Origin of the sequence: Pseudomonas sp. B21128 (assembly GCF_044218865.1) — a bacterium.
GTDB classification, from domain to species: domain Bacteria; phylum Pseudomonadota; class Gammaproteobacteria; order Pseudomonadales; family Pseudomonadaceae; genus Aquipseudomonas; species Aquipseudomonas iridis.
Genome location: NZ_CP162590.1, coordinates 5,759,886 through 5,779,456 on the forward strand (window position 1 = coordinate 5,759,886; position 19,571 = coordinate 5,779,456).

A 19,571-nucleotide genomic window follows, 5' to 3' on the forward strand; every position below is an offset into this window, starting at 1 on the left:
TTTTCAGGCAACACATAAAACGTGTGGGAGCGCGCTTGCTCGCGAAGAGGCCATTACATTCAACAACGATGTTGACTGTTAAGCCGCCTTCGCGAGCAAGCTCGCTCCCACAGTGTTTTTGGGTATGGCGGCTAGCCGCGTCTGTCGAGCAGATTGACCACCAACCGATCCACCCACCCCCACATTCTCTGTTTCACCCGCCGCCACAACGGCCGCCTCTGCCACTCCTCCAGGCTCACCCGCTGACTCAAGCCGAAATCCTTGTCGAAACTCGCCACCACCGCTGCCGTCAACGACGGATCGAGCGCCTCAAGATTCGCCTCCAGATTGAAGCGCAAATTCCAGTGATCGAAGTTGCACGAACCGATGCTCACCCAATCGTCCACCAGCACCATTTTCAGGTGCAGGAAGCACGGCTGGTATTCGTAGATCTGCACACCGGCCTTGAGCAGTCGCGGGTAGTAGCGATGTCCGGCATAACGCACTGACGGGTGATCGGTGCGCGGCCCGGTCAACAGCAGGCGCACGTCGACACCTCGGTCGGCGGCCTTGCGCAGCGAGCGGCGGATTTTCCACGTCGGCAGGAAGTACGGCGTGGCCATCCAGATACGTTTTTGCCCGCTGTTCAGCGCGCGAAACAGTGACTGCAGAATGTCGCGGTGCTGGCGGGCGTCGGCGTAAGCCACGCGGCCCATGCCCTCGCCCATGTCCGGCACCTTGGGCAGACGCGGCAAGCCGACATGCGCGGATGGCTTCCAGGCACGGCGATGGCGGTTGGCGATCCACTGGCGGTCGAACAATAGCTGCCAGTCGATCACCAGTGGGCCGCTGATTTGCACCATCACTTCGTGCCACTCGCTGGTGTCGTGCCCCGGGGTCCAGAACTCATCGGTGACACCCGTGCCGCCGACCACCGCCAGCCGCTGATCCACCAGCAGCAGTTTGCGGTGGTCACGATAGAAATTGCCGACCCAGCGCCGCCAGTGCAGGCGATTGTAAAAGCGCAGCTCAACCCCGGCGTCGGTCAAGCGTTTACGCAGGTTCAGGGTAAACGCGAGGCTGCCGTAGTCGTCGAACAGGCAGCGCACGCGCACACCGCGTTCGGCGGCCAGCACCAGCGCTTGCACAATGGTTTCGGCACAGGCGCCAGCCTCGACGAGGTACAGCTCAAGTTCGATCTGTTCCTGGGCGCCGGCAATTTGCTCAAGCATGCGCGGGAAGAATTGCGGGCCGTCGATCAACAGCTCGAAACGGTTGCCGTCACGCCAAGGGAAGATCGCACCGCGCATGTCAGCGCGCCGTGAAAATCAGTACCGCACCCACCGGCACCGACAAACTGATGGCCGACAAATCGGCCAGTTTGCGCAGGCTTTCCAGCCCTGGGGCAAGATCGAAATCCTCGGCGTTGATCACCACTGGCTCCAGTGTCACCACCTGGAAGCGTCGATCATCAAGACGCGTTGCCAGCAGCTCGGCCGGGTACTCGTGTTGCTTGCCATGCAGAGTGACGGTCAGCGGCAGACGCAATTCCAGTTGCGCACCGGGAGCCAGATCATTGATCGGGCGCAGGTCGATCTGAGTGGTAATGGTCGCGTCGGGGAATTGCTCGATCTGGAACAGCTCCTTGCGCATGCGCTCGTCACGCAGCGGGATGCCACTGTTGATCGAATCCATCTCGACCTCGACCTCGGCGCGACCGTTCGGATCGACCTTGCCATGCAGCACCAGAAAGCGCTGCACTTCGGAGATGTGGGCGTTTTTTGTGCTGACAAACGACAGCCGTGACGACTCGCCGTCCAGGTACCAATTGGCCTGCGCCGGCAACGCAGCGGCCGCCAGCAGCAGGCAGGACAGGGTTTTGTAGAGGGAGCGGTTGAACATTGCGGACTCGTGGGGGCGATAAACCTGAGCCGAACATTAACTGGCTGGGGCGTTATTGCAAATCGAAGATCAAAAGATTGTCCGATCGCGGCCCCAGCCTTCGACAGCTACAGGGTTGCACTGTTGACGCTTCACCTGTGAGAGCTGGCTTGCCGGCGATTGGGCCGGCACAGGTGAAATTTTTGCTCAATGACACGCCGCCATTCGCTGGCAAGCCAGCCCCCACAGGGTTTTCCGTTTGCAGGGCAATGGTGTGTTTCAGGGGTTGAGGCGGCAGCCCTGGCGCTCACTCAACCACTGCGCGCTGTTGCTGCGGCCCATGCCGCTGACGGTGAGGGTTTTGCTATCGACGTCATCGCTGAAGCCGCTGGTCGGCAGCCACTGTTTCACATAGCCACGGCAATATTCGGCGTCGTTGTTCATGACGTAGCGGCACGAACAATATTCCTTTGCCGTGTAGGCGCTAATGATGTCCGGAAAAGCCCAGAGGTTCTCGCGCTCATAGACGATCCAGCCGAGCAGCACGACAAGCAACACCAGCAAGAACCGCTTCATGGCCGCACCGCCGCAAGCACACGCTTGAGCAGTTCGTTGTGGCGGTAGCTGCCGTCGCGATCATCGGCGTAGCGCACGATCACCAGTTTTTCGCTGGGGATGACGTACAGCGCCTGGCCCCAATGACCCAGCGCGGCGAAGGTATCGGGCGGTGCATCGGCCCACGGTGACGATGCCCCTTGCGCCGGGCGATTAAGCCACCAGTGGCCGCCGGGCACGGCTTCATCCTGATCGGCCTTGTAACCGGCGAAGGGCTGCAGGTTGAAGGCGAGCCATTCCTTGGGCAGCAATTGACGATCATTCCAGCGCCCGTCGCGGGCCATCAACACACCGACACGCGCCAGATCCCGCGCGGTCAAGTAGGCATAGGACGACGCGACGAACGTACCGTTGGCATCGGTCTCCCAAACGGCGTGGCGAATGCCCAACGGTTCGAACAGTGCTGTCCACGGATAGTCTGGATAGCGCTGTGGGCCGACGATGGATTTCAACGCGGCCGCCAGCAGATTGCTGTCGCCGCTGGAGTAACGGAACGCCTCCCCCGGTACGGCGTAGCTGTGGTGATCGGCGGTGAATCGCGCCATGTCCTGGTGACCACGGGTGTAGAGCATCGCCACCACCGAGGATTTCAGCGGGGCGTATTCATAGTCTTCCTGCCAGTCGATGCCCGAGGCCCAATGCAGCAGATCGGCAATAGTGATCGCCGGGTGTTTTTCCAGCGCCGGGTAGAACTTCACGGCTGGATCATCGAGCTTGAACAGGCCTTCACCGTAGGCAACGCCAAGCACCGCAGCCATCAGACTTTTGCTGATCGACCAGGTCAGGTGTGGGGTTTGCGCATTAGTCGGGCCCGCGTAGCGCTCGTAGATGATCTGGCCGTCGCGGATGATCAACAAGGCATCGGTGCGAATGCCCTGGCGGGTGGCATCGTCGCGGGGTGGGAAGGCGTAGGCCTGAAGATCCTCAACCGCTGTGATCTGCGGACCAACCGGCCACTGTTCGCCGGGCCATGATTCGGCCTGAACGGTGAAGCTGATCAGCAGCAGAAACAGCGACAGGCCTTTGAACATGGTGAGGGCTCTTGGGGAGAACCTGCTGAGCGTAGTCGGGGCTCATGACAAATTGGCGATCCTGACTGTTCATCAGGCCGTCATCGCTGGCAAGCCAGCTGCGCCAGAGTGAATGGTGTACAGACACTCTGTGGCAATCACACAATTCTGTGGACCTGGCTTGCCAGCGATGGGGCCCGTCAGATCACCGCAAAAGCCTTGGCCAGGCGCTTTGCTCTGGCACCCGAAGCCAACTGCATCACCGCCTGATCACGCTGCCACATCTGCGCCCATTGCGGATCACCTTCACTTAACGCTTGGTCAATCTCGGTCTTGAGCGCATCAAACTGCGCAAACAACCCACCGAGCAACACATGCCCCGCCGGATTGTTCGGCGGCTGTCGACTCATCTCCGCACACCCGGCCAGCAGCGCCAGCAAGCGCAGTTGCAGCGTCTGTGGCCAGTCGCTGTCCTGCCCGACGCCGTACACCCAGGCGGTCATCGCGCTCAGCACATAGACATCTTCCAGCGTGCGAAACGGTTTGACGTAAGCATCCCAGCCGTCCCCCGCGAGCAACTCACACAGAGCCCCATCGAGATGCAGCCGGCCATGGCTGATGTCGGGCATCAACGGCAGAGCCGGCAGTGTTTCCACCGTCACACCTGGCTCGCCGGGATACACCACTGCCAGACTCAGGCGCGGCGTTGCGCCGGCTTCTTCACTGCGTGCGGCGATCAGCAACCAGTCCGCCGCATCGCCGGCCGTGACGAAATCCTTGGCGCCACTCAAGCGTAAATCCGTCAGCCGCGTGTGCATGTCGGCCGGACGCAGGCTGCGCTGTTCGGTCGCACACAACGCGCCGAGGCTCAGCGGTGCGCTCGGCCACAACATGCGCAATGCCGCTTGATAACCGACCAGAAACGCCAGCCCCGGCGTCGCCATCCGCCGCCCGCCCGCCACCGCCAATTCAAACGGCGTGACGTAGCCCAACGTCTGCAACAACGTCGCAAAACCCTCGGCCAGGTCAGCAACGGCGGGCAATCGTTCACGGCTTTGCAACAGATCTGGCCAGGGCATAAGAGGCTCCTTGTGGGCTGTCATATAAGCATCACCAAAGGTTCATGGCGATGACACCGGGGCTACATAGCCTGACTTTGCACAACACGGCTGCATAAAGAAAGTCGATCGGCTGCAACCCATGACGGGTTCAAGGCCCGTACGGAGATTCAAATGACTCAGATCGCCCGCATCAGCGACACCGGCAATGAACGCCGTCTGCAAGCCGAACGCCTGATCGGCGCCGAGGCCTTGCAGCAAGCCCAGGCCCTGCGATTCAGCGTCTTCAGCGGCGAGTTCAACGCCAAGCTGAAAGGCGCGGAACTGGGCCTGGACATGGATGATTATGATGTTCACTGCAGCCACATCGGCGTGCGTGACCTGAACACGGGTCGCCTGGTCGCGACCACGCGGCTGCTCGATCACACCGCCGCCAGCAGCCTTGGCAAGTTCTACAGCGAAGAAGAATTCAGCCTGCATGGCCTCGCTCATCTGCAAGGCCCGATCCTGGAAATCGGCCGCACCTGCGTCGACCCGGCCTACCGCAACGGCGGGACGATTGCAGTTTTGTGGGGTGAATTGGCCGAAGTGTTGAACGAGGGCGGCTACAGCTATTTGATGGGTTGCGCGAGCATCCCGATGCAGGACGGTGGCGTACAGGCCCACGCGATCATGCAGCGCCTGCGCGAACGTTATCTGTGCACTGAAAACTTGCGTGCCGAGCCAAAAAAACCGCTGCCAACCCTCGACATTCCGTCCAACGTGATCGCTGAAATGCCGCCGCTGCTCAAGGCTTATATGCGCCTGGGCGCGAAGATCTGCGGCGAGCCGTGCTGGGACGAAGACTTCCAGGTCGCCGACGTGTTCATCCTGCTCAAGCGCGACGAACTCTGCCCGCGCTACGCCAAGCACTTCAAGGCGGCCGTGTGATGAGCCGGTTGCGGGTTTACGCGCGGATCGCGCGAGTGCTGTTGGTAGTGTCACTGGGGTTGACGATGGCCAGTCTGTTCGGCGTGTTTGAAAGGATCGGCCTGGCGCACTCGATGGAACGTCGCCAGCGCTGGTCGCGCTTTTTCATGGCGCGCCTGAGCAATGCCCTGCCCTTTCGCATGACCGTTCACGGTGAACTGCCGAAGCAGCCGATGCTGTGGGTCAGCAATCATGTGTCGTGGACCGATATTCCGCTGCTGGGCATGCTCACACCGCTGTCGTTTCTGTCCAAGGCCGAAGTGCGCACCTGGCCGGTCGCGGGTTGGCTCGCGGCCAAGGCTGGCAGCCTGTTTATCCGCCGTGGCTCGGGCGACAGCCAGTTGATCCGCAAACAGATGACCCGGCACCTGCAAACCGATCATTCACTGCTGATGTTCCCGGAAGGCACGACCACCGATGGCCGTTCACTGCGCACCTTTCACGGTCGCTTGCTGTCGGCGGCGATTGATTCGCAGGTGATGTTGCAACCGGTGGCGATCCGTTATCTGCGCGACGGCGAAGTCGATACGCTGGCACCGTTCATTGGTGACGATGATCTGTTGTCGCACCTGATGCGTCTGTTCAGCAATGATTGCGGCGATGTCGAAGTGCATCTGCTCAAGCCGATCGCCTGCGAGGGTCGGGAACGTGCGGCGCTGGCGTTTGAAGCGCAGCAGGCGGTGCAGAAGGTGTTGTTTGGATCGATTCCGGAAACCCGACAATCGCCAATGCGCCCGGCAATCGCCGCCTGAATTACAAATCCAGAAATCACCCTCGGCCCCTGTGGGAGCTGGCTTGCCAGCGATAGCGGTAAATTAGCCGACACCAATGTGGAATGGGCTGACGCCATCGCTGGCAAGCCAGCTCCCTCAGGGATTCAGGGTATTGGTTGAGACTGGGCGAAATCCTGGAGTTGCGGGTAGAAAAGTCGGAAGTCTTCACTCAGCGGCTCATACAACCGCCGCAATTCCTGCATCGCCCCCGCCAGTTCCTCTGGCCGGCTCAATCGCCGGGAGATCCCGCGCAGCACCTGATCAAGCACTTCAAACTCCTGATACGAGCCCAACCAGTCATGGGCGACCATGTGCGGCGCAATCTTCGCCAGGCGTTCGGGCAATTGCGGTTCACGGGACAACACTCGATAAACGTCAGCGGTGAACTGCGCCAGCGGTTGATCCGCGTACAACCGCCAGTCCCGCGCCAGACAGTGGTCGAAAAAGACATCAAGGACGATCCCGGCATAACGCCGACGGGTATCGGAAAACCGCCCCAGCGCGATGTCCACCAGCGGATGGCGATCCGTGAACACGTCAATCCGTCGATGCAGTTGAATCCCCGCCTCGACCTCCGGGGCAAACTGCCCTTGCAGCCGGCCTTTGACGAAATCGCCATACAGGCTGCCGAGTAATTGGTCGGGGCGCTGGCCACCGAGATGCAAATGTGCGAGATAGTTCATGGGCGCAGCTTAGCACCGCGCCCTCGTTCCAATACACCCAACGTATCGTTATAACCCGATATACCGATTTGTACGGTCGTCAGATCAAAATCATATTGGTATATCGCGAACTAGCGATTTAAAGTTCGCCTCATCGCGATATAGCGTTTTACACACCGAGTCCCCTGCCATGAACCTTGACCTCGACGAAATAATAAAAGCCCTGGCACACCCAGTACGGCGAGACATCCTCAACTGGCTGAAAGACCCCAAAGGCGAATTCCCGGAACAGTTGCACAACCACGAGTACGGCATTTGCGCCGGGCAGATCGATCAACGCTGCGGCCTGTCGCAATCAACCGTGTCGGCCCATTTGGCGACTCTGCAACGCGCCGGACTGATCAGCAGCCAGAAGGCCGGTCAATGGCACTTTTTCAAACGCAACGAGGACGTGATTCAGGCGTTCCTCAGCACACTCAGTAAAGAGCTCTGACCCTTAACGTCAGCCAGCCCACAAGGAAACAATGATGCCCCTCTCGCTACTCATACTCGCCTTGAGCGCCTTCGCCATCGGCACCACCGAATTCGTCATCATGGGCCTGCTGCCCGATGTGGCGGCCGACCTCGGCGTGTCGATTCCCGGCGCCGGCTGGCTGGTGACCGGTTACGCCCTGGGCGTGGCCATCGGTGCGCCGTTCATGGCACTGGCCACCGCCAAACTGCCGCGCAAGGCTGCACTGGTCGCGCTGATGGGCATCTTTATTGTCGGCAACCTGCTCTGTGCAATGGCCAGTGACTACAACGTGCTGATGTTCGCCCGTGTCGTCACGGCGCTGTGCCACGGTGCGTTCTTCGGTATCGGTTCGGTGGTGGCGGCAGGTCTGGTGGCGCCGAACAAACGCGCTTCGGCCGTCGCCCTGATGTTCACCGGTTTGACCCTGGCCAACGTCCTCGGCGTGCCGCTGGGCACCGCACTGGGTCAGGAGGCCGGCTGGCGTTCGACCTTCTGGGCAGTGACCGTGATCGGTGTGATCGCGCTGATCGGCCTGATCCGCTTCCTGCCGGCCAAACGTGACGAAGAAAAGCTCGATATGCGCGCCGAACTCGCCGCCCTCAAAGGCGCCGGTATCTGGCTGTCGCTGAGCATGACCGCTCTGTTCGCCGCCTCGATGTTCACCCTCTTTACCTACGTCGCCCCGCTGCTCGGCGATGTCACTGGCGTCTCGCCAAAGGGCGTGACCTGGACGCTGCTGTTGATCGGTCTCGGTCTTACCGTCGGCAACATCATCGGCGGCAAGCTCGCAGACAAACGCCTCGCTGCCACCCTGATTGGCGTGTTCGTGGCGATGGCGGTGATTTCCACGGTGTTGAGCTGGACCAGCGTCGCGCTGATCCCGACTGAAATCACCTTGTTCCTCTGGGCCACTGCTTCATTTGCAGCCGTACCGGCACTGCAAATCAACGTGGTGACCTTCGGCAAAGCTGCACCAAACCTGGTCTCGACCCTGAACATCGGCGCGTTCAACGTCGGTAACGCCCTTGGAGCCTGGGTCGGCGGCAGCGTCATCGCCCACGGTTTCGGCCTGACCAGCGTGCCTCTGGCCGCCGCTGCCCTGGCAGTGCTCGCCCTGCTGGTGACCCTGATTACTTTCCGTCAGAACGGCAATGCCGAACTGGCCCCCGCGACTCACTGATTAACCACTTAAACCAAGAGGGTTGTATTTCATGGCAACTATTTTCGATCCGATCAAACTGGGCGACATCGAGCTGGCCAACCGCATCATCATGGCCCCGCTGACCCGCTGCCGCGCTGACGAAGGCCGTGTGCCAAACGCGCTGATGGCCGAGTACTACGTACAACGCGCCTCCGCCGGCCTGATTCTCAGCGAAGCCACTTCGGTGACCCCGATGGGCGTCGGCTATCCGGACACCCCGGGCATCTGGTCGAACGATCAGGTGCGTGGCTGGACCAACGTGACCAAAGCCATTCACGCCGCCGGCGGCAAGATCTTCCTGCAACTGTGGCACGTGGGCCGGATCTCTCACCCTTCGTATTTGAACGGTGAAGCGCCAGTCGCACCGAGCGCTATCCAGCCCAAAGGTCACGTCAGCCTGGTGCGCCCAATGGCCGACTACCCAACCCCGCGCGCACTGGAAACCGCTGAAATCGCCGAGATTGTCGACGCTTACCGCACCGGTGCCGAGAACGCCAAGGCGGCCGGTTTTGATGGCGTGGAAATCCACGGCGCCAACGGTTACCTGCTCGACCAGTTCCTGCAAAGCAGCACCAACCAGCGCACCGACAATTACGGCGGCTCCCTGGAAAACCGTGCCCGCTTGCTGCTGGAAGTGACTGACGCGGCAATCGAAGTCTGGGGCGCTGGTCGTGTCGGCGTGCACCTGGCGCCACGCGCCGATTCCCACGACATGGGCGACGATAATCTGGCTGAAACCTTCACCTACGTGGCACGTGAGCTGGGCAAGCGTGGCATCGCCTTCATCTGCTCCCGCGAGAAAGAAGGCGCCGACAGCCTCGGCCCGCAACTCAAAGAAGCCTTCGGCGGCCCGTACATCGCCAACGAACGCTTCACCAAGGACAGCGCCAACGCATGGCTGGCCAGCGGCAAGGCTGACGCCGTGGCGTTCGGTGTACCGTTCATTGCCAACCCGGATCTGCCGGCGCGCCTGAAAGCCGATGCGCCGCTGAACGAGCCACACCCGGAAACGTTCTACGCTAAAGGCCCGGTTGGCTACATCGACTATCCAACGCTGTAAGCCTTCACGCAGAAACGCGAAAGCCCCCGACTTGTGAGAGTCGGGGGCTTTTTTGTGTTCGCCTGGAGATTGATTGCGTGGCGTGAGACCTGGCCCCTCACCCCAGCCCTCTCCCGAGGGAGAGGGAGCCGATTGGTGTGGGCTTCAGATTCTGTGTTCGGCGGGATATTTCAGGTCGGCGTAGTTTGGATCAACAACCCGAGCCGTTCCCTCTCCCTTGGGAGAGGGCTAGGGTGAGGGGCTAGCGGCCTACACAGTTTCACAAGAGCGACACAATTCCCCTACAAAATCCGTCATTCACTACGTATAAACTTCGCGCCGCAAACGTATATAAAAGCAGGCCAATTGACATAAGCTGTGCCAATTACACATTGTTCATTTGCGCAGGCTGGGGCTCAGGCGCAGCATGTCCAGCCCTGTATCGACCCAGCGCTCGGCTTCGGCGTGCAATTCGAAGCTGTCCGGCGCCAAAAGCCACCCATAGAGGAGGCCATCAATATAGGCATGAATGCTGATGGCCGCACGGGCAGTGTCGAGATCCTCCGGCAACTGGCCGCGATTCACCGCATTACGCAGGGTCAACCCGATACGCAGATTGCAATCGAGACTGGCCGTCCGGCGCTGCTGGCGCAGATCGCACATTTCATCGGTGAACTCGCACTTATGAAACAGAATTTCGTTGATGCGACGGGTCTTCGGGTCCAGCGCAACTTGATGAAACAAATGAATCAACAATTTGCGCATACAGCCCAACGGGTCGAGTTCATCTTCGCTTTCACTGGCTTTGGCCAGTTCATCCAGCGGCTCATGCAAGCTGTCGAGCATGGCCTGCACCAGATCGGCCTTGTTGCTGAAATGCCAATAAATGGCGCCGCGCGTGACGCCGGCCATTGTCGCGATATCCGCCAAAGTCGTGCGGGCCACGCCCCGTTCATAGAACGCTTTCTCTGCCGCTTCGAGAATCTGGCTTCGCGTTTCCTGAGCTTCTTCTTTGGTACGACGGACCATGGCAGTAAAACCTCAAACAGGATATTTCAGGGATGGATTGAAGATCCACTGAACAAAGAGGGGGTCGATCTCTCATGAATCGGCTCCCCAGCCTACAATTTCAAACCTTGCAACGACTTTTGTAACAGGGTGGGTACGTGGCCAAGGTGTTTACAAACAACCATGAACGTAAGTATATTACTTAGCAAGCTACTTATCCACTCGATAGTATTTTTTTACCCTTCCACACTTCTTGTGCGTTTTTTGCGCGCCTGACCCGAGGATCTTCATGCAATTCAAGCCAGCTGTTACCGCTCTGGTCACTGCCGTCGCCCTGGCATCGCTGCTCAGCGGATGTAAAAAGGAAGAAGCGGCACCGGCCGCTCCGCCTCCTCAGGTCGGCGTCGTCACCCTGCAACCACAAGCGTTTACCCTCACCTCCGAACTGCCGGGCCGCACCAGTGCGTTCCGCATCGCTGAAGTGCGACCACAGGTCAACGGCATCATTCTCAAGCGTCTGTTCAAGGAAGGCGGCGATGTCAAAGCCGGCCAGCAGCTGTATCAGATCGATCCGTCGGTTTATGAAGCGACCCTGAAAAGCGCCGAAGCCAACCTGCGTTCGACCAAATCGATCTCCGACCGCTACAAGCAATTGGTCGATGAGCAAGCCGTGAGCCGTCAGGAATACGACACTGCCGTGGCCAAGCGCATGGAATCGGAAGCGTCCTTGCAGAGCGCACAGATCAATGTGCGCTACACCAAGGTTTACGCGCCGATTTCCGGTCGCATCGGTCGCTCTGCGGTTACCGAAGGTGCGCTGGTCAGCAACGGCCAGACCGACGCGATGGCAACGATCCAGCAGCTGGACCCGATCTACGTCGACGTGACCCAGTCTTCGGTTGAATTGCTGGAACTGCGCCGCGAACTGGAAAGTGGTCGCCTGCAAAAGTCCGGTGACAACGCGGCAGCGGTCAAACTGACCCTGGAAGACGGCAGCCAGTACAAGCTCGACGGCAAGCTGGAATTCTCCGAAGTGTCGGTCGACCCGACTACCGGTTCCGTAACCCTGCGTGCCGTGTTCCCGAACCCTGACCACACCCTGTTGCCGGGCATGTTCGTCCACGCCCAACTGCAGGCCGGTGTGAACAGCGCCGCGATCCTCGCGCCACAGCAAGGCGTGACCCGCGACCTCAAAGGCACCCCAACTGCACTGGTCGTCGGCCCGGACAACAAGGTTGAACTGCGTCAGCTCAAGGCCAGCCGCACCGTCGGCAGCCAGTGGCTGATTGAAGACGGCCTGAAGGCTGGCGATCGCCTGATCACCGAAGGCCTGCAATACGTCAAACCCGGTGCCGAGGTCAAACCGACCGAAGCGACCAATGTCGGCGCAAAGAACCCGGCCCCCGCACAGGCAGCTGATAAAGCCGCCGGCGGCAAAGGGGAGTAACCCATGTCAAAATTCTTCATCGACCGTCCGATTTTCGCCTGGGTAATTGCCCTGGTGATCATGTTGGTCGGGGCACTTTCGATCCTGAAATTGCCGATCAACCAATACCCGAGCATTGCGCCACCGGCCATTGCGATCTCCGTGACCTACCCGGGCGCCTCGGCGCAAACCGTGCAGGACACCGTGGTCCAGGTGATCGAGCAACAGCTCAACGGTATCGACAACTTGCGTTATGTGTCCTCGGAAAGTAACTCCGACGGCAGCATGACCATCACTGCGACCTTCGAGCAAGGCACCAACTCCGACACCGCGCAGGTGCAGGTTCAGAACAAGCTGAACCTCGCTACCCCGCTGTTGCCGCAGGAAGTGCAGCAACAAGGTATCCGCGTGACCAAGGCAGTGAAGAACTTCCTGCTGGTGATCGGCGTGGTGTCGCGTGACGGCAGCATGAGCAAGGACGACCTGTCCAACTACATCGTATCGAACATGCAGGACCCGATCTCCCGTACGGCGGGTGTCGGCGACTTCCAGGTCTTCGGTGCCCAGTACGCGATGCGCATCTGGCTCGACCCGGCCAAGTTGAACAACTTCAACTTGACTCCGGTCGACGTCAAAACCGCGATTGCGGCGCAGAACGTCCAGGTCTCGTCGGGTCAGCTCGGCGGCTTGCCGGCCGTTCAGGGCCAGCAGCTTAATGCGACCATCATCGGCAAGACCCGTCTGCAGACCGCCGAGCAGTTCAAAGAGATTCTGCTCAAGGTCAACAAAGACGGCTCGCAGGTCCGCCTCAAAGACGTCGCCAGTGTGGGCCTGGGTGGTGAGAACTATGCGATCAGCGCCCAGTTCAACGGCAGTCCGGCATCCGGTCTGGCGGTAAAACTGGCCAACGGTGCCAACGCCCTCGACACGGCCAAGGCCTTGCGCACCACCATCGACGGACTGAAACCATTCTTCCCGCAAGGCATGGAAGTGGTATTCCCGTACGACACCACTCCGGTGGTGACTGAATCGATCAAGGGTGTGGTTCACACGCTGATCGAAGCAGTGGTGCTGGTGTTCCTGGTGATGTTCCTGTTCCTGCAAAACTTCCGCGCCACAGTCATCACAACGATGACCGTGCCAGTGGTCTTGCTCGGCACGTTCGGCATCCTCGCCGCCGCCGGTTTCAGCATCAACACCCTGACCATGTTCGGTATGGTGCTGGCCATCGGCTTGCTTGTGGACGACGCCATCGTTGTGGTGGAAAACGTCGAGCGGGTGATGAGCGAGGAAGGCTTGTCGCCTAAGGAAGCGACCAAAAAGTCCATGGGACAGATCCAGGGCGCACTGGTCGGTATCGCGCTCGTACTGTCGGCGGTACTGCTGCCGATGGCGTTCTTCAGCGGTTCAACGGGTGTGATCTACAAGCAGTTCTCGATCACAATCGTTTCGGCCATGGCCCTGTCGGTACTGGTTGCCCTGATCTTCACCCCAGCGCTCTGCGCGACCATGCTCAAGCCGATTCCGAAAGGCGAGCACGGTACGCCGAAGAAAGGTTTCTTTGGCTGGTTCAACCGCAACTTCGACCGCGGCGTGCGGAGCTACGAACGCGGTGTCGGCAACATGCTGACCCGCAAGGCGCCGTACTTGCTGGCTTACCTGCTGATCGTCGTTGGCATGATCTGGCTATTCACTCGCATTCCAACCGCGTTCTTGCCGGAAGAAGACCAAGGCGTTCTGTTCGCCCAGGTGCAGACGCCTGCCGGCTCCAGTGCAGAGCGCACTCAGGTGGTCGTGGATGAAATGCGTGAATACCTGCTGCGTCCGAACAAGGATGGCGGTGAGGCTGACGCGGTGGCTTCGGTGTTCACTGTAACCGGCTTCAACTTCGCCGGTCGTGGCCAGAGTTCGGGCATGGCGTTCATCATGCTCAAGCCGTGGGGCGACCGAGACGCTGATAACAGCGTGTTCAAACTGGCCGCCCGCGCTCAACAGCACTTCTTCAGTTTCCGCGATGCGATGGTGTTTGCCTTCGCACCACCCGCAGTACTGGAGTTGGGTAACGCCACAGGTTTCGACGTGTTCCTGCAAGACCGTGCCGGTATCGGTCACGAAAAACTGATGGAAGCACGCAACCAGTTCCTTGGTATGGCGGCGCAGAGCAAAGTCCTGACCCAGGTGCGTCCTAACGGCTTGAACGACGAACCGCAGTTCCAGCTGGAAATCGATGACGAGAAGGCCAGCGCCCTGGGCGTTACCATCAACGACATCAACAACACCTTGTCGATTGCGTTGGGTAGTAGCTACGTCAACGACTTCATCGACCGCGGCCGCGTGAAGAAGGTGTACGTGCAAGGCCAGCCGGACTCGCGCATGAGCCCGGAAGACTTGAAGAAGTGGTATGTGCGCAACGCCTCCGGCACCATGGTTCCGTTCTCCGCATTCGCCAAAGGCGAGTGGATCTACGGCTCGCCGAAGCTGGCACGCTACAACGGTGTGGAAGCGGTAGAAGTGCTGGGTGCTCCGGCGCCGGGTTACTCCACCGGTGAGGCCATGGCGGAAGTCGAAGCGATTGCCAAGAAACTTCCGTCGGGTGTCGGTATCTCCTGGACCGGTCTGTCCTATGAAGAACGTCTGTCCGGTTCACAAGCACCAGCGTTGTACGCCTTGTCGCTGCTGATGGTGTTCCTGTGTCTGGCGGCCCTGTATGAAAGCTGGTCGATTCCGATCGCGGTCATGCTCGTGGTTCCACTGGGGATCATCGGTGCGTTGATGGCCACCAGCCTGCGCGGTCTGTCCAACGACGTGTACTTCCAGGTGGGTCTGTTGACAACCATTGGTCTGGCAGCGAAAAACGCCATTCTGATTGTCGAGTTCGCCAAGGAGCTGCATGAGCAAGGGCGCAGTCTGCGCGAAGCGGCGATTGAAGCCTGCCGCATGCGTCTGCGACCGATCATCATGACTTCGCTGGCCTTCGTGCTCGGTGTTGTACCGTTGGCAATCTCGACCGGTGCCGGTTCGGGCAGCCAGCATGCAATCGGTACTGGCGTGATTGGCGGTATGCTGACGGCCACGATCCTGGCGATCTTCTGGGTCCCACTGTTCTTCGTTACTGTGTCGTCCATCGGTCAGCGTAAAAAAGCCGACCAGGATGAGACTACTGAAACTCCTAAAGAGGCTGGCCAATGAGCAAGTCGCTACTCTCCCTCGCAGTCGCCGCCTTCGTGCTGAGCGGTTGCTCGCTGATACCTGACTATCAGCAGCCTGAGGCGCCGGTCGCAGGCCAATACCCGCAGGGGCCGGCGTACTCGCCGGCCCAGGCACCGGCGCAAGCCGCTGCCGAGCAGGGCTGGAAGCAGTTTTTCCATGACCCGGCCCTGCAACAGCTGATCCAGGTCTCGCTGGAAAACAACCGCGACCTGCGTGTCGCGGCACTGAACATCGACGCTTATGCGGCTCAGTACCGCATTCAACGTGCCGACCTGTTCCCGGCGGTGTCGGCCAATGGCGCCGGCAGCCGGCAGCGTCTGCCGGCGCGCGCGTCGCAGACCGGCGATTCGATGATCAGCAGTTCGTACTCCGCGACCGTCGGCATCAGCGCCTACGAACTCGACCTGTTCGGTCGGGTGCGCAGCCTGAGCGAACAAGCGTTGCAACAATACTTCGCCACGGAAGAAGCGCGTCGCAGCACCCAGATCAGTCTGGTCGCCAGCGTCGCCAACGCCTACCTGACCTGGCAGGCCGACAAGGAGCTGCTCAAGCTGACTCAGGACACCCTCGGTGCCTTCGAAGAAAGCTTCAAGCTGACCAGTCGCAGCAATGAAGTCGGTGTGGCTTCGGCGCTGGACCTGGCGCAGTCGCGCACCTCGGTGGAAAACGCCCGGGCGCAACTGGCGCGTTACACCCGCCAGGTGGCTCAGGACGAAAACAGCCTGACCCTGCTGCTCGGCACCGGCATCCCGGCCAATCTGCAAGCGGCCAAACCGCTGGCCGATGACCTGCTCAGCGACGTACCGCCGGGCCTGCCTTCGGACCTGCTGCAACGTCGTCCGGACATCCTTCAGGCCGAGTACAACCTGAAGGCTGCCAACGCCAACATCGGCGCCGCCCGTGCAGCGTTCTTCCCGAGCATCAGCCTGACCGCCAACGCGGGTACCCTGAGCCCGGACCTGTCCGGTCTGTTCAAGGGGGGGTCGGGGACGTGGCTGTTCCAGCCGCAGATCAACCTGCCGATCTTCAACGCCGGCAGCCTGCGCGCCAGCCTCGACTACGCCAAGATCCAGAAAGACATTGGCGTGGCGAACTACGAGAAGTCCATTCAAACGGCCTTCCAGGAAGTCGCCGACGGCCTGGCCGCACGCCAGACCTACACCGAACAGTTGCAAGCGCAGCGTGATTTCGTGCAGGCCAACCAGGATTACTACCGCCTGGCCGAGCGTCGTTACCGCATTGGTGTCGACAGCAACCTGACCTTCCTCGATGCCCAGCGTCAGCTGTTCAGCGCCCAACAAGCGCTGATCACCGACCGCCTCGCGCAGCTGACCAGTGCGGTCAACCTGTACAAGGCATTGGGTGGTGGCTGGAATGCGCAGACGGCGCAAAACGAACCACAGAAAGAAGAAGCACCGAAGATGAAGTTGTTCTGATCATCGGCTGAACACAAAGAGCCCACCTTATTGGTGGGCTTTTTGTTGCCTGCCAGAAAGTTGTGTTGTCTGGGCGGGTGCTCTCGCTGGCAAGCCAGCTCCCACAGGATTCTCGGGTGTACCCAGGGTCGGTGAACAAACCAGAAACCTGTGGGAGCTGGCTTGCCAGCGATAAGGCCATCACCTCCACGCAAACGCCGGCTCACTCTTGCGTTCGATAATCGCCCCAAAACCGCTTTCCCCGGTTGAAACCCCGCCTCCGCCCCCCGCACCATTCGTCCCACAAAACCAATAACATCAGGTTCGACACCATGCCCCCGCGCCCTGCCCTGTCCGGCTGATCACCGCCGCTTATTCTGAAATCTGCAAGCCAATGCCCGCCGCGAAAAGCGCCGGCACCGGACGCCGTTCGCCCCAAAAAACAACAAGAGAAACTGCAATGACCTACCCAACTGCGCCGTACGCATTCCCCGGCCTGATCGCCTTGGCACTGGCTTGCGCGGCATTGCCCGTTGCGGCTGAAGAGGCCGGTTTTGTCGAAGGGGCCAAGGTCAACCTGAACCTGCGCAACTTCTACATCAACCGCAACTTCACCAACCCGACCAAGGCTCAGGGCAAGGCCGAAGAGTGGACGCAAAGCTTCATACTCGACGCCAAATCCGGCTTCACCCAAGGCACCGTCGGCTTCGGCATGGACGTGCTCGGGCTGTATTCGCTGAAGCTCGATGGCGGCAAAGGCACTGGCGGCACGCAACTGTTGCCGCTGGATCATGACGGTCGCCCGGCGGACAATTTCGGCCGCACCAACGTCGCATTCAAGGCGAAGCTGTCGCAGACCGAAGTGAAGGTCGGCGAATGGATGCCGGTACTGCCGATCCTGCGTTCGGACGACGGTCGCTCGCTGCCGCAAACCTTCCGCGGCGGCCAGATCACATCGAAAGAAATCGATGGCCTGACGCTTTACGGCGGTCAGTTCCGCGCCAACAGCCCACGCGACGACAGCAGCATGAGCGACATGTCGATGACCGGCAAAGCGGCGTTCACCTCTGATCGCTTCAACTTCCAGGGGGGTGAATACGCTTTCAACGAAAAACGCACGCAGATCGGTCTGTGGAATGCCGAACTCAAGGACATCTACAGCCAGCAATACATCAACCTGATTCACAGCCAGCCACTGGGCGAATGGACGCTGGGCGCCAACCTCGGTTTTTTCTACGGCAAAGACGACGGCAGCGCGCGCGCCGGGGATCTCGACAACAAGACCTGGTCCGCATTGTTCTCGGCTAAATATGGCGGCAGCACCTTCTATGTCGGCCTGCAAAAACTCACCGGTGACAGCGCGTGGATGCGCGTCAACGGCACCAGCGGCGGCACCCTGGCCAACGACAGCTACAACGCCAGCTACGACAATGCGCAGGAACGTTCCTGGCAGGTCCGCCACGACTACAACTTCGTAGCCCTCGGCGTTCCCGGACTGACCTTGATGAACCGCTACATCAGCGGCGATAACGTACACACCGGAACTATCACCGACGGCAAGGAGTGGGGCCGCGAATCGGAACTGGGCTACACCGTGCAGAGCGGCACACTCAAGGATTTGAACGTTAGGTGGCGCAACTCGACCATGCGTCGGGATTTCAGCAATAACGAGTTTGATGAGAACCGGTTGATCGTCAGCTATCCGATCAGTTTGCTCTAACCTCGCCTCTGCAGGCGCCGCGGCCCGCTGCGACCTTCTGATCCTGAAAACAAAATCAAACGATCGCAGCGGGCCGCAGTTCCTACAAAAAAAACCGCATCAAGACGCCACCCGTCAGGTCGGCTGGAGCTTTTTTTGCTGGCGAGTAGAGTTGAAAAACCTGAAGGACTCAGGTGTACGACCCTACCCACTTCCGTTATCTGTTGTAGTTGGTCCCCAAGACTTGAGCCAGGTTGTCACGGAAGACACTGCTGATCACTGGAGGACCGCCTCATGATCGCTCGACTCAAAGCGGCACCCGACTGGGATGCCAAGGCTTACCAGCAGTTTTCCCGTCTCAGGCAACGCCCGGTCAACGAACTGCTCGACCGTGTCGACCTGCAAACCCCACAGCGTATTTACGACCTTGGTTGCGGCACGGGCATTGCCACTCAGTTGTTAGCCGAGCGCTGGCCAAACGCGCAACTGCAGGGAATCGACAGCTCACAGCAAATGCTTGAACAAGCCCGCTGCCTGCCGATCAACGCATCGTGGCAGCACTGCGACTTGCTCGACTGGCGACCCGAACAACCGGCTGACCTGCTGTTCGCCGCGGCGGTCCTGCATTTCATCAACGGTCATGAAACGTTACTGCCGAACCTGCTGGGTCTGCTCAATGATGGAGGCTGCCTGGCAGCGCACATGCCGGACTGGCGCGATGCATTGTGGTATCGACTGATGCTCGACACCCTCGACGAGGCCGGCCCCGGCAACACGCCATTGGGCACACCGCAACTGCGCCAGCGCATGGCCGCGCGGCCGTTGTTGTCACTTGAGGATTACTACCGTTTGCTTGCACCGCTGACCGCGTCGCTGGACATCTGGGAGACCGAGCAATTGCAAGTGGTGGACGGCAAGTCGCCGGTGTATGACTGGATAAAAGTGTCGGCGCTAAGGCCGGTGATGCAGGCGCTGACGTCGGAGGAACAGGCGCGCTTCATCTATCACTTTCTGATGCGCGTGCATGCGCATTATCCGCAGGAAGAAAACGGGCACACGCTGTTTCCGTTCAAGCGCATTTTCATTGTGGCCACCGTCTGAAGATCAAAAAA

General features: G+C 60.1%; 17 protein-coding genes. 10 read left to right on the forward strand and 7 right to left on the reverse strand.

Translation table 11 applies throughout. From position 1 onward, the window contains the following. Window positions 1-131: 131 nt before the first annotated feature. The 5 genes from AB4P91_RS26025 to AB4P91_RS26045 all read right to left on the reverse strand — a co-directional run bounded on the left by AB4P91_RS26025 (window position 132) and on the right by AB4P91_RS26045 (window position 4,564). Window positions 132-1,289, reverse strand: a complete 1,158-nt coding sequence (locus tag AB4P91_RS26025; RefSeq protein WP_395603987.1) for a phosphatidylserine/phosphatidylglycerophosphate/cardiolipin synthase family protein — start codon at window positions 1,287-1,289, stop codon at window positions 132-134. Between the two features lies 1 nt (window position 1,290). Next, a complete protein-coding gene (locus AB4P91_RS26030) occupies window positions 1,291-1,881 on the reverse strand; it encodes a YceI family protein (RefSeq protein WP_042558027.1) in 591 nt (196 codons plus the stop codon). 258 nt (window positions 1,882-2,139) lie between these two features. Next, window positions 2,140-2,436, reverse strand: coding sequence for an amidase (locus AB4P91_RS26035; RefSeq protein WP_395603988.1), 297 nt, complete (start codon window positions 2,434-2,436; stop codon window positions 2,140-2,142). Then, window positions 2,433-3,506, reverse strand: coding sequence for a serine hydrolase domain-containing protein (locus AB4P91_RS26040; RefSeq protein ID WP_395603989.1), 1,074 nt, complete (start codon window positions 3,504-3,506; stop codon window positions 2,433-2,435). The genes AB4P91_RS26035 and AB4P91_RS26040 overlap by 4 nt, the downstream gene beginning before the upstream one ends. A gap of 179 nt (window positions 3,507-3,685) precedes the next feature. After that, window positions 3,686-4,564 carry an acyl-CoA dehydrogenase gene (locus tag AB4P91_RS26045; RefSeq protein ID WP_395603990.1) on the reverse strand — a complete coding sequence of 293 codons (879 nt, stop codon included), beginning with the start codon at window positions 4,562-4,564 and terminating at the stop codon, window positions 3,686-3,688. Between the two features lie 153 nt (window positions 4,565-4,717). Here AB4P91_RS26045 and olsB point away from each other — a divergent pair, with 153 nt between their 5' ends. Further along, window positions 4,718-5,473, forward strand: coding sequence for an L-ornithine N(alpha)-acyltransferase (gene olsB, locus AB4P91_RS26050; protein WP_042558023.1), 756 nt, complete (start codon window positions 4,718-4,720; stop codon window positions 5,471-5,473). Continuing rightward, window positions 5,473-6,264: a 1-acyl-sn-glycerol-3-phosphate acyltransferase gene (locus tag AB4P91_RS26055; protein WP_150594417.1), complete on the forward strand. Its 792-nt coding sequence runs from the start codon at window positions 5,473-5,475 to the stop codon at window positions 6,262-6,264. The genes olsB and AB4P91_RS26055 overlap by 1 nt, the downstream gene beginning before the upstream one ends. A gap of 125 nt (window positions 6,265-6,389) precedes the next feature. Here AB4P91_RS26055 and AB4P91_RS26060 read toward each other — a convergent pair whose 3' ends face one another. Continuing rightward, window positions 6,390-6,968: an ACP phosphodiesterase gene (locus AB4P91_RS26060; RefSeq protein ID WP_150597339.1), complete on the reverse strand. Its 579-nt coding sequence runs from the start codon at window positions 6,966-6,968 to the stop codon at window positions 6,390-6,392. 169 nt (window positions 6,969-7,137) lie between these two features. Here AB4P91_RS26060 and AB4P91_RS26065 point away from each other — a divergent pair, with 169 nt between their 5' ends. Genes AB4P91_RS26065 through AB4P91_RS26075 form a run of 3 tightly spaced genes read left to right on the forward strand, consistent with a single transcriptional unit; the run spans window position 7,138 to window position 9,722 of the window. Then, on the forward strand, window positions 7,138-7,440 hold the full coding sequence (locus AB4P91_RS26065) for a helix-turn-helix transcriptional regulator (RefSeq protein WP_016771327.1): 303 nt from the start codon (window positions 7,138-7,140) through the stop codon (window positions 7,438-7,440). Window positions 7,441-7,474: 34 nt separating this feature from the next. Next, window positions 7,475-8,641: an MFS transporter gene (locus tag AB4P91_RS26070; protein WP_047300040.1), complete on the forward strand. Its 1,167-nt coding sequence runs from the start codon at window positions 7,475-7,477 to the stop codon at window positions 8,639-8,641. A 31-nt stretch (window positions 8,642-8,672) separates the two neighbouring features. Beyond that, the gene (locus tag AB4P91_RS26075; protein WP_042558019.1) at window positions 8,673-9,722 is read left to right on the forward strand and encodes an alkene reductase; all 1,050 of its coding nucleotides are present in this window, start codon (window positions 8,673-8,675) and stop codon (window positions 9,720-9,722) included. 375 nt (window positions 9,723-10,097) lie between these two features. Here the strand turns inward: AB4P91_RS26075 and emhR are convergent, their stop codons facing one another. Then, window positions 10,098-10,730, reverse strand: coding sequence for an efflux system transcriptional repressor EmhR (gene emhR / locus AB4P91_RS26080; protein ID WP_008080104.1), 633 nt, complete (start codon window positions 10,728-10,730; stop codon window positions 10,098-10,100). Between the two features lie 268 nt (window positions 10,731-10,998). On the opposite strand from emhR, the gene emhA reads away from it, so the two are divergent. The 5 genes from emhA (at window position 10,999) to AB4P91_RS26105 (ending at window position 19,560) form a co-directional block, all read left to right on the forward strand. After that, window positions 10,999-12,156: an efflux RND transporter periplasmic adaptor subunit EmhA gene (gene emhA / locus AB4P91_RS26085; RefSeq protein ID WP_150594420.1), complete on the forward strand. Its 1,158-nt coding sequence runs from the start codon at window positions 10,999-11,001 to the stop codon at window positions 12,154-12,156. 3 nt (window positions 12,157-12,159) lie between these two features. Beyond that, window positions 12,160-15,324, forward strand: coding sequence for an efflux RND transporter permease subunit EmhB (gene emhB, locus AB4P91_RS26090; RefSeq protein WP_150687791.1), 3,165 nt, complete (start codon window positions 12,160-12,162; stop codon window positions 15,322-15,324). After that, window positions 15,321-16,781: an efflux RND transporter outer membrane subunit EmhC gene (gene emhC / locus AB4P91_RS26095; RefSeq protein ID WP_150594422.1), complete on the forward strand. Its 1,461-nt coding sequence runs from the start codon at window positions 15,321-15,323 to the stop codon at window positions 16,779-16,781. Before emhB ends, emhC begins: the two co-directional genes overlap by 4 nt. 439 nt (window positions 16,782-17,220) lie before the next feature. Continuing rightward, the gene (locus AB4P91_RS26100; protein ID WP_395603991.1) at window positions 17,221-18,480 is read left to right on the forward strand and encodes an OprD family porin; all 1,260 of its coding nucleotides are present in this window, start codon (window positions 17,221-17,223) and stop codon (window positions 18,478-18,480) included. Window positions 18,481-18,753: 273 nt separating this feature from the next. After that, window positions 18,754-19,560 (forward strand): methyltransferase domain-containing protein, encoded by an 807-nt coding sequence (locus AB4P91_RS26105; protein WP_395603992.1) that lies wholly within the window; start codon window positions 18,754-18,756, stop codon window positions 19,558-19,560. Window positions 19,561-19,571 lie beyond the last annotated feature (11 nt).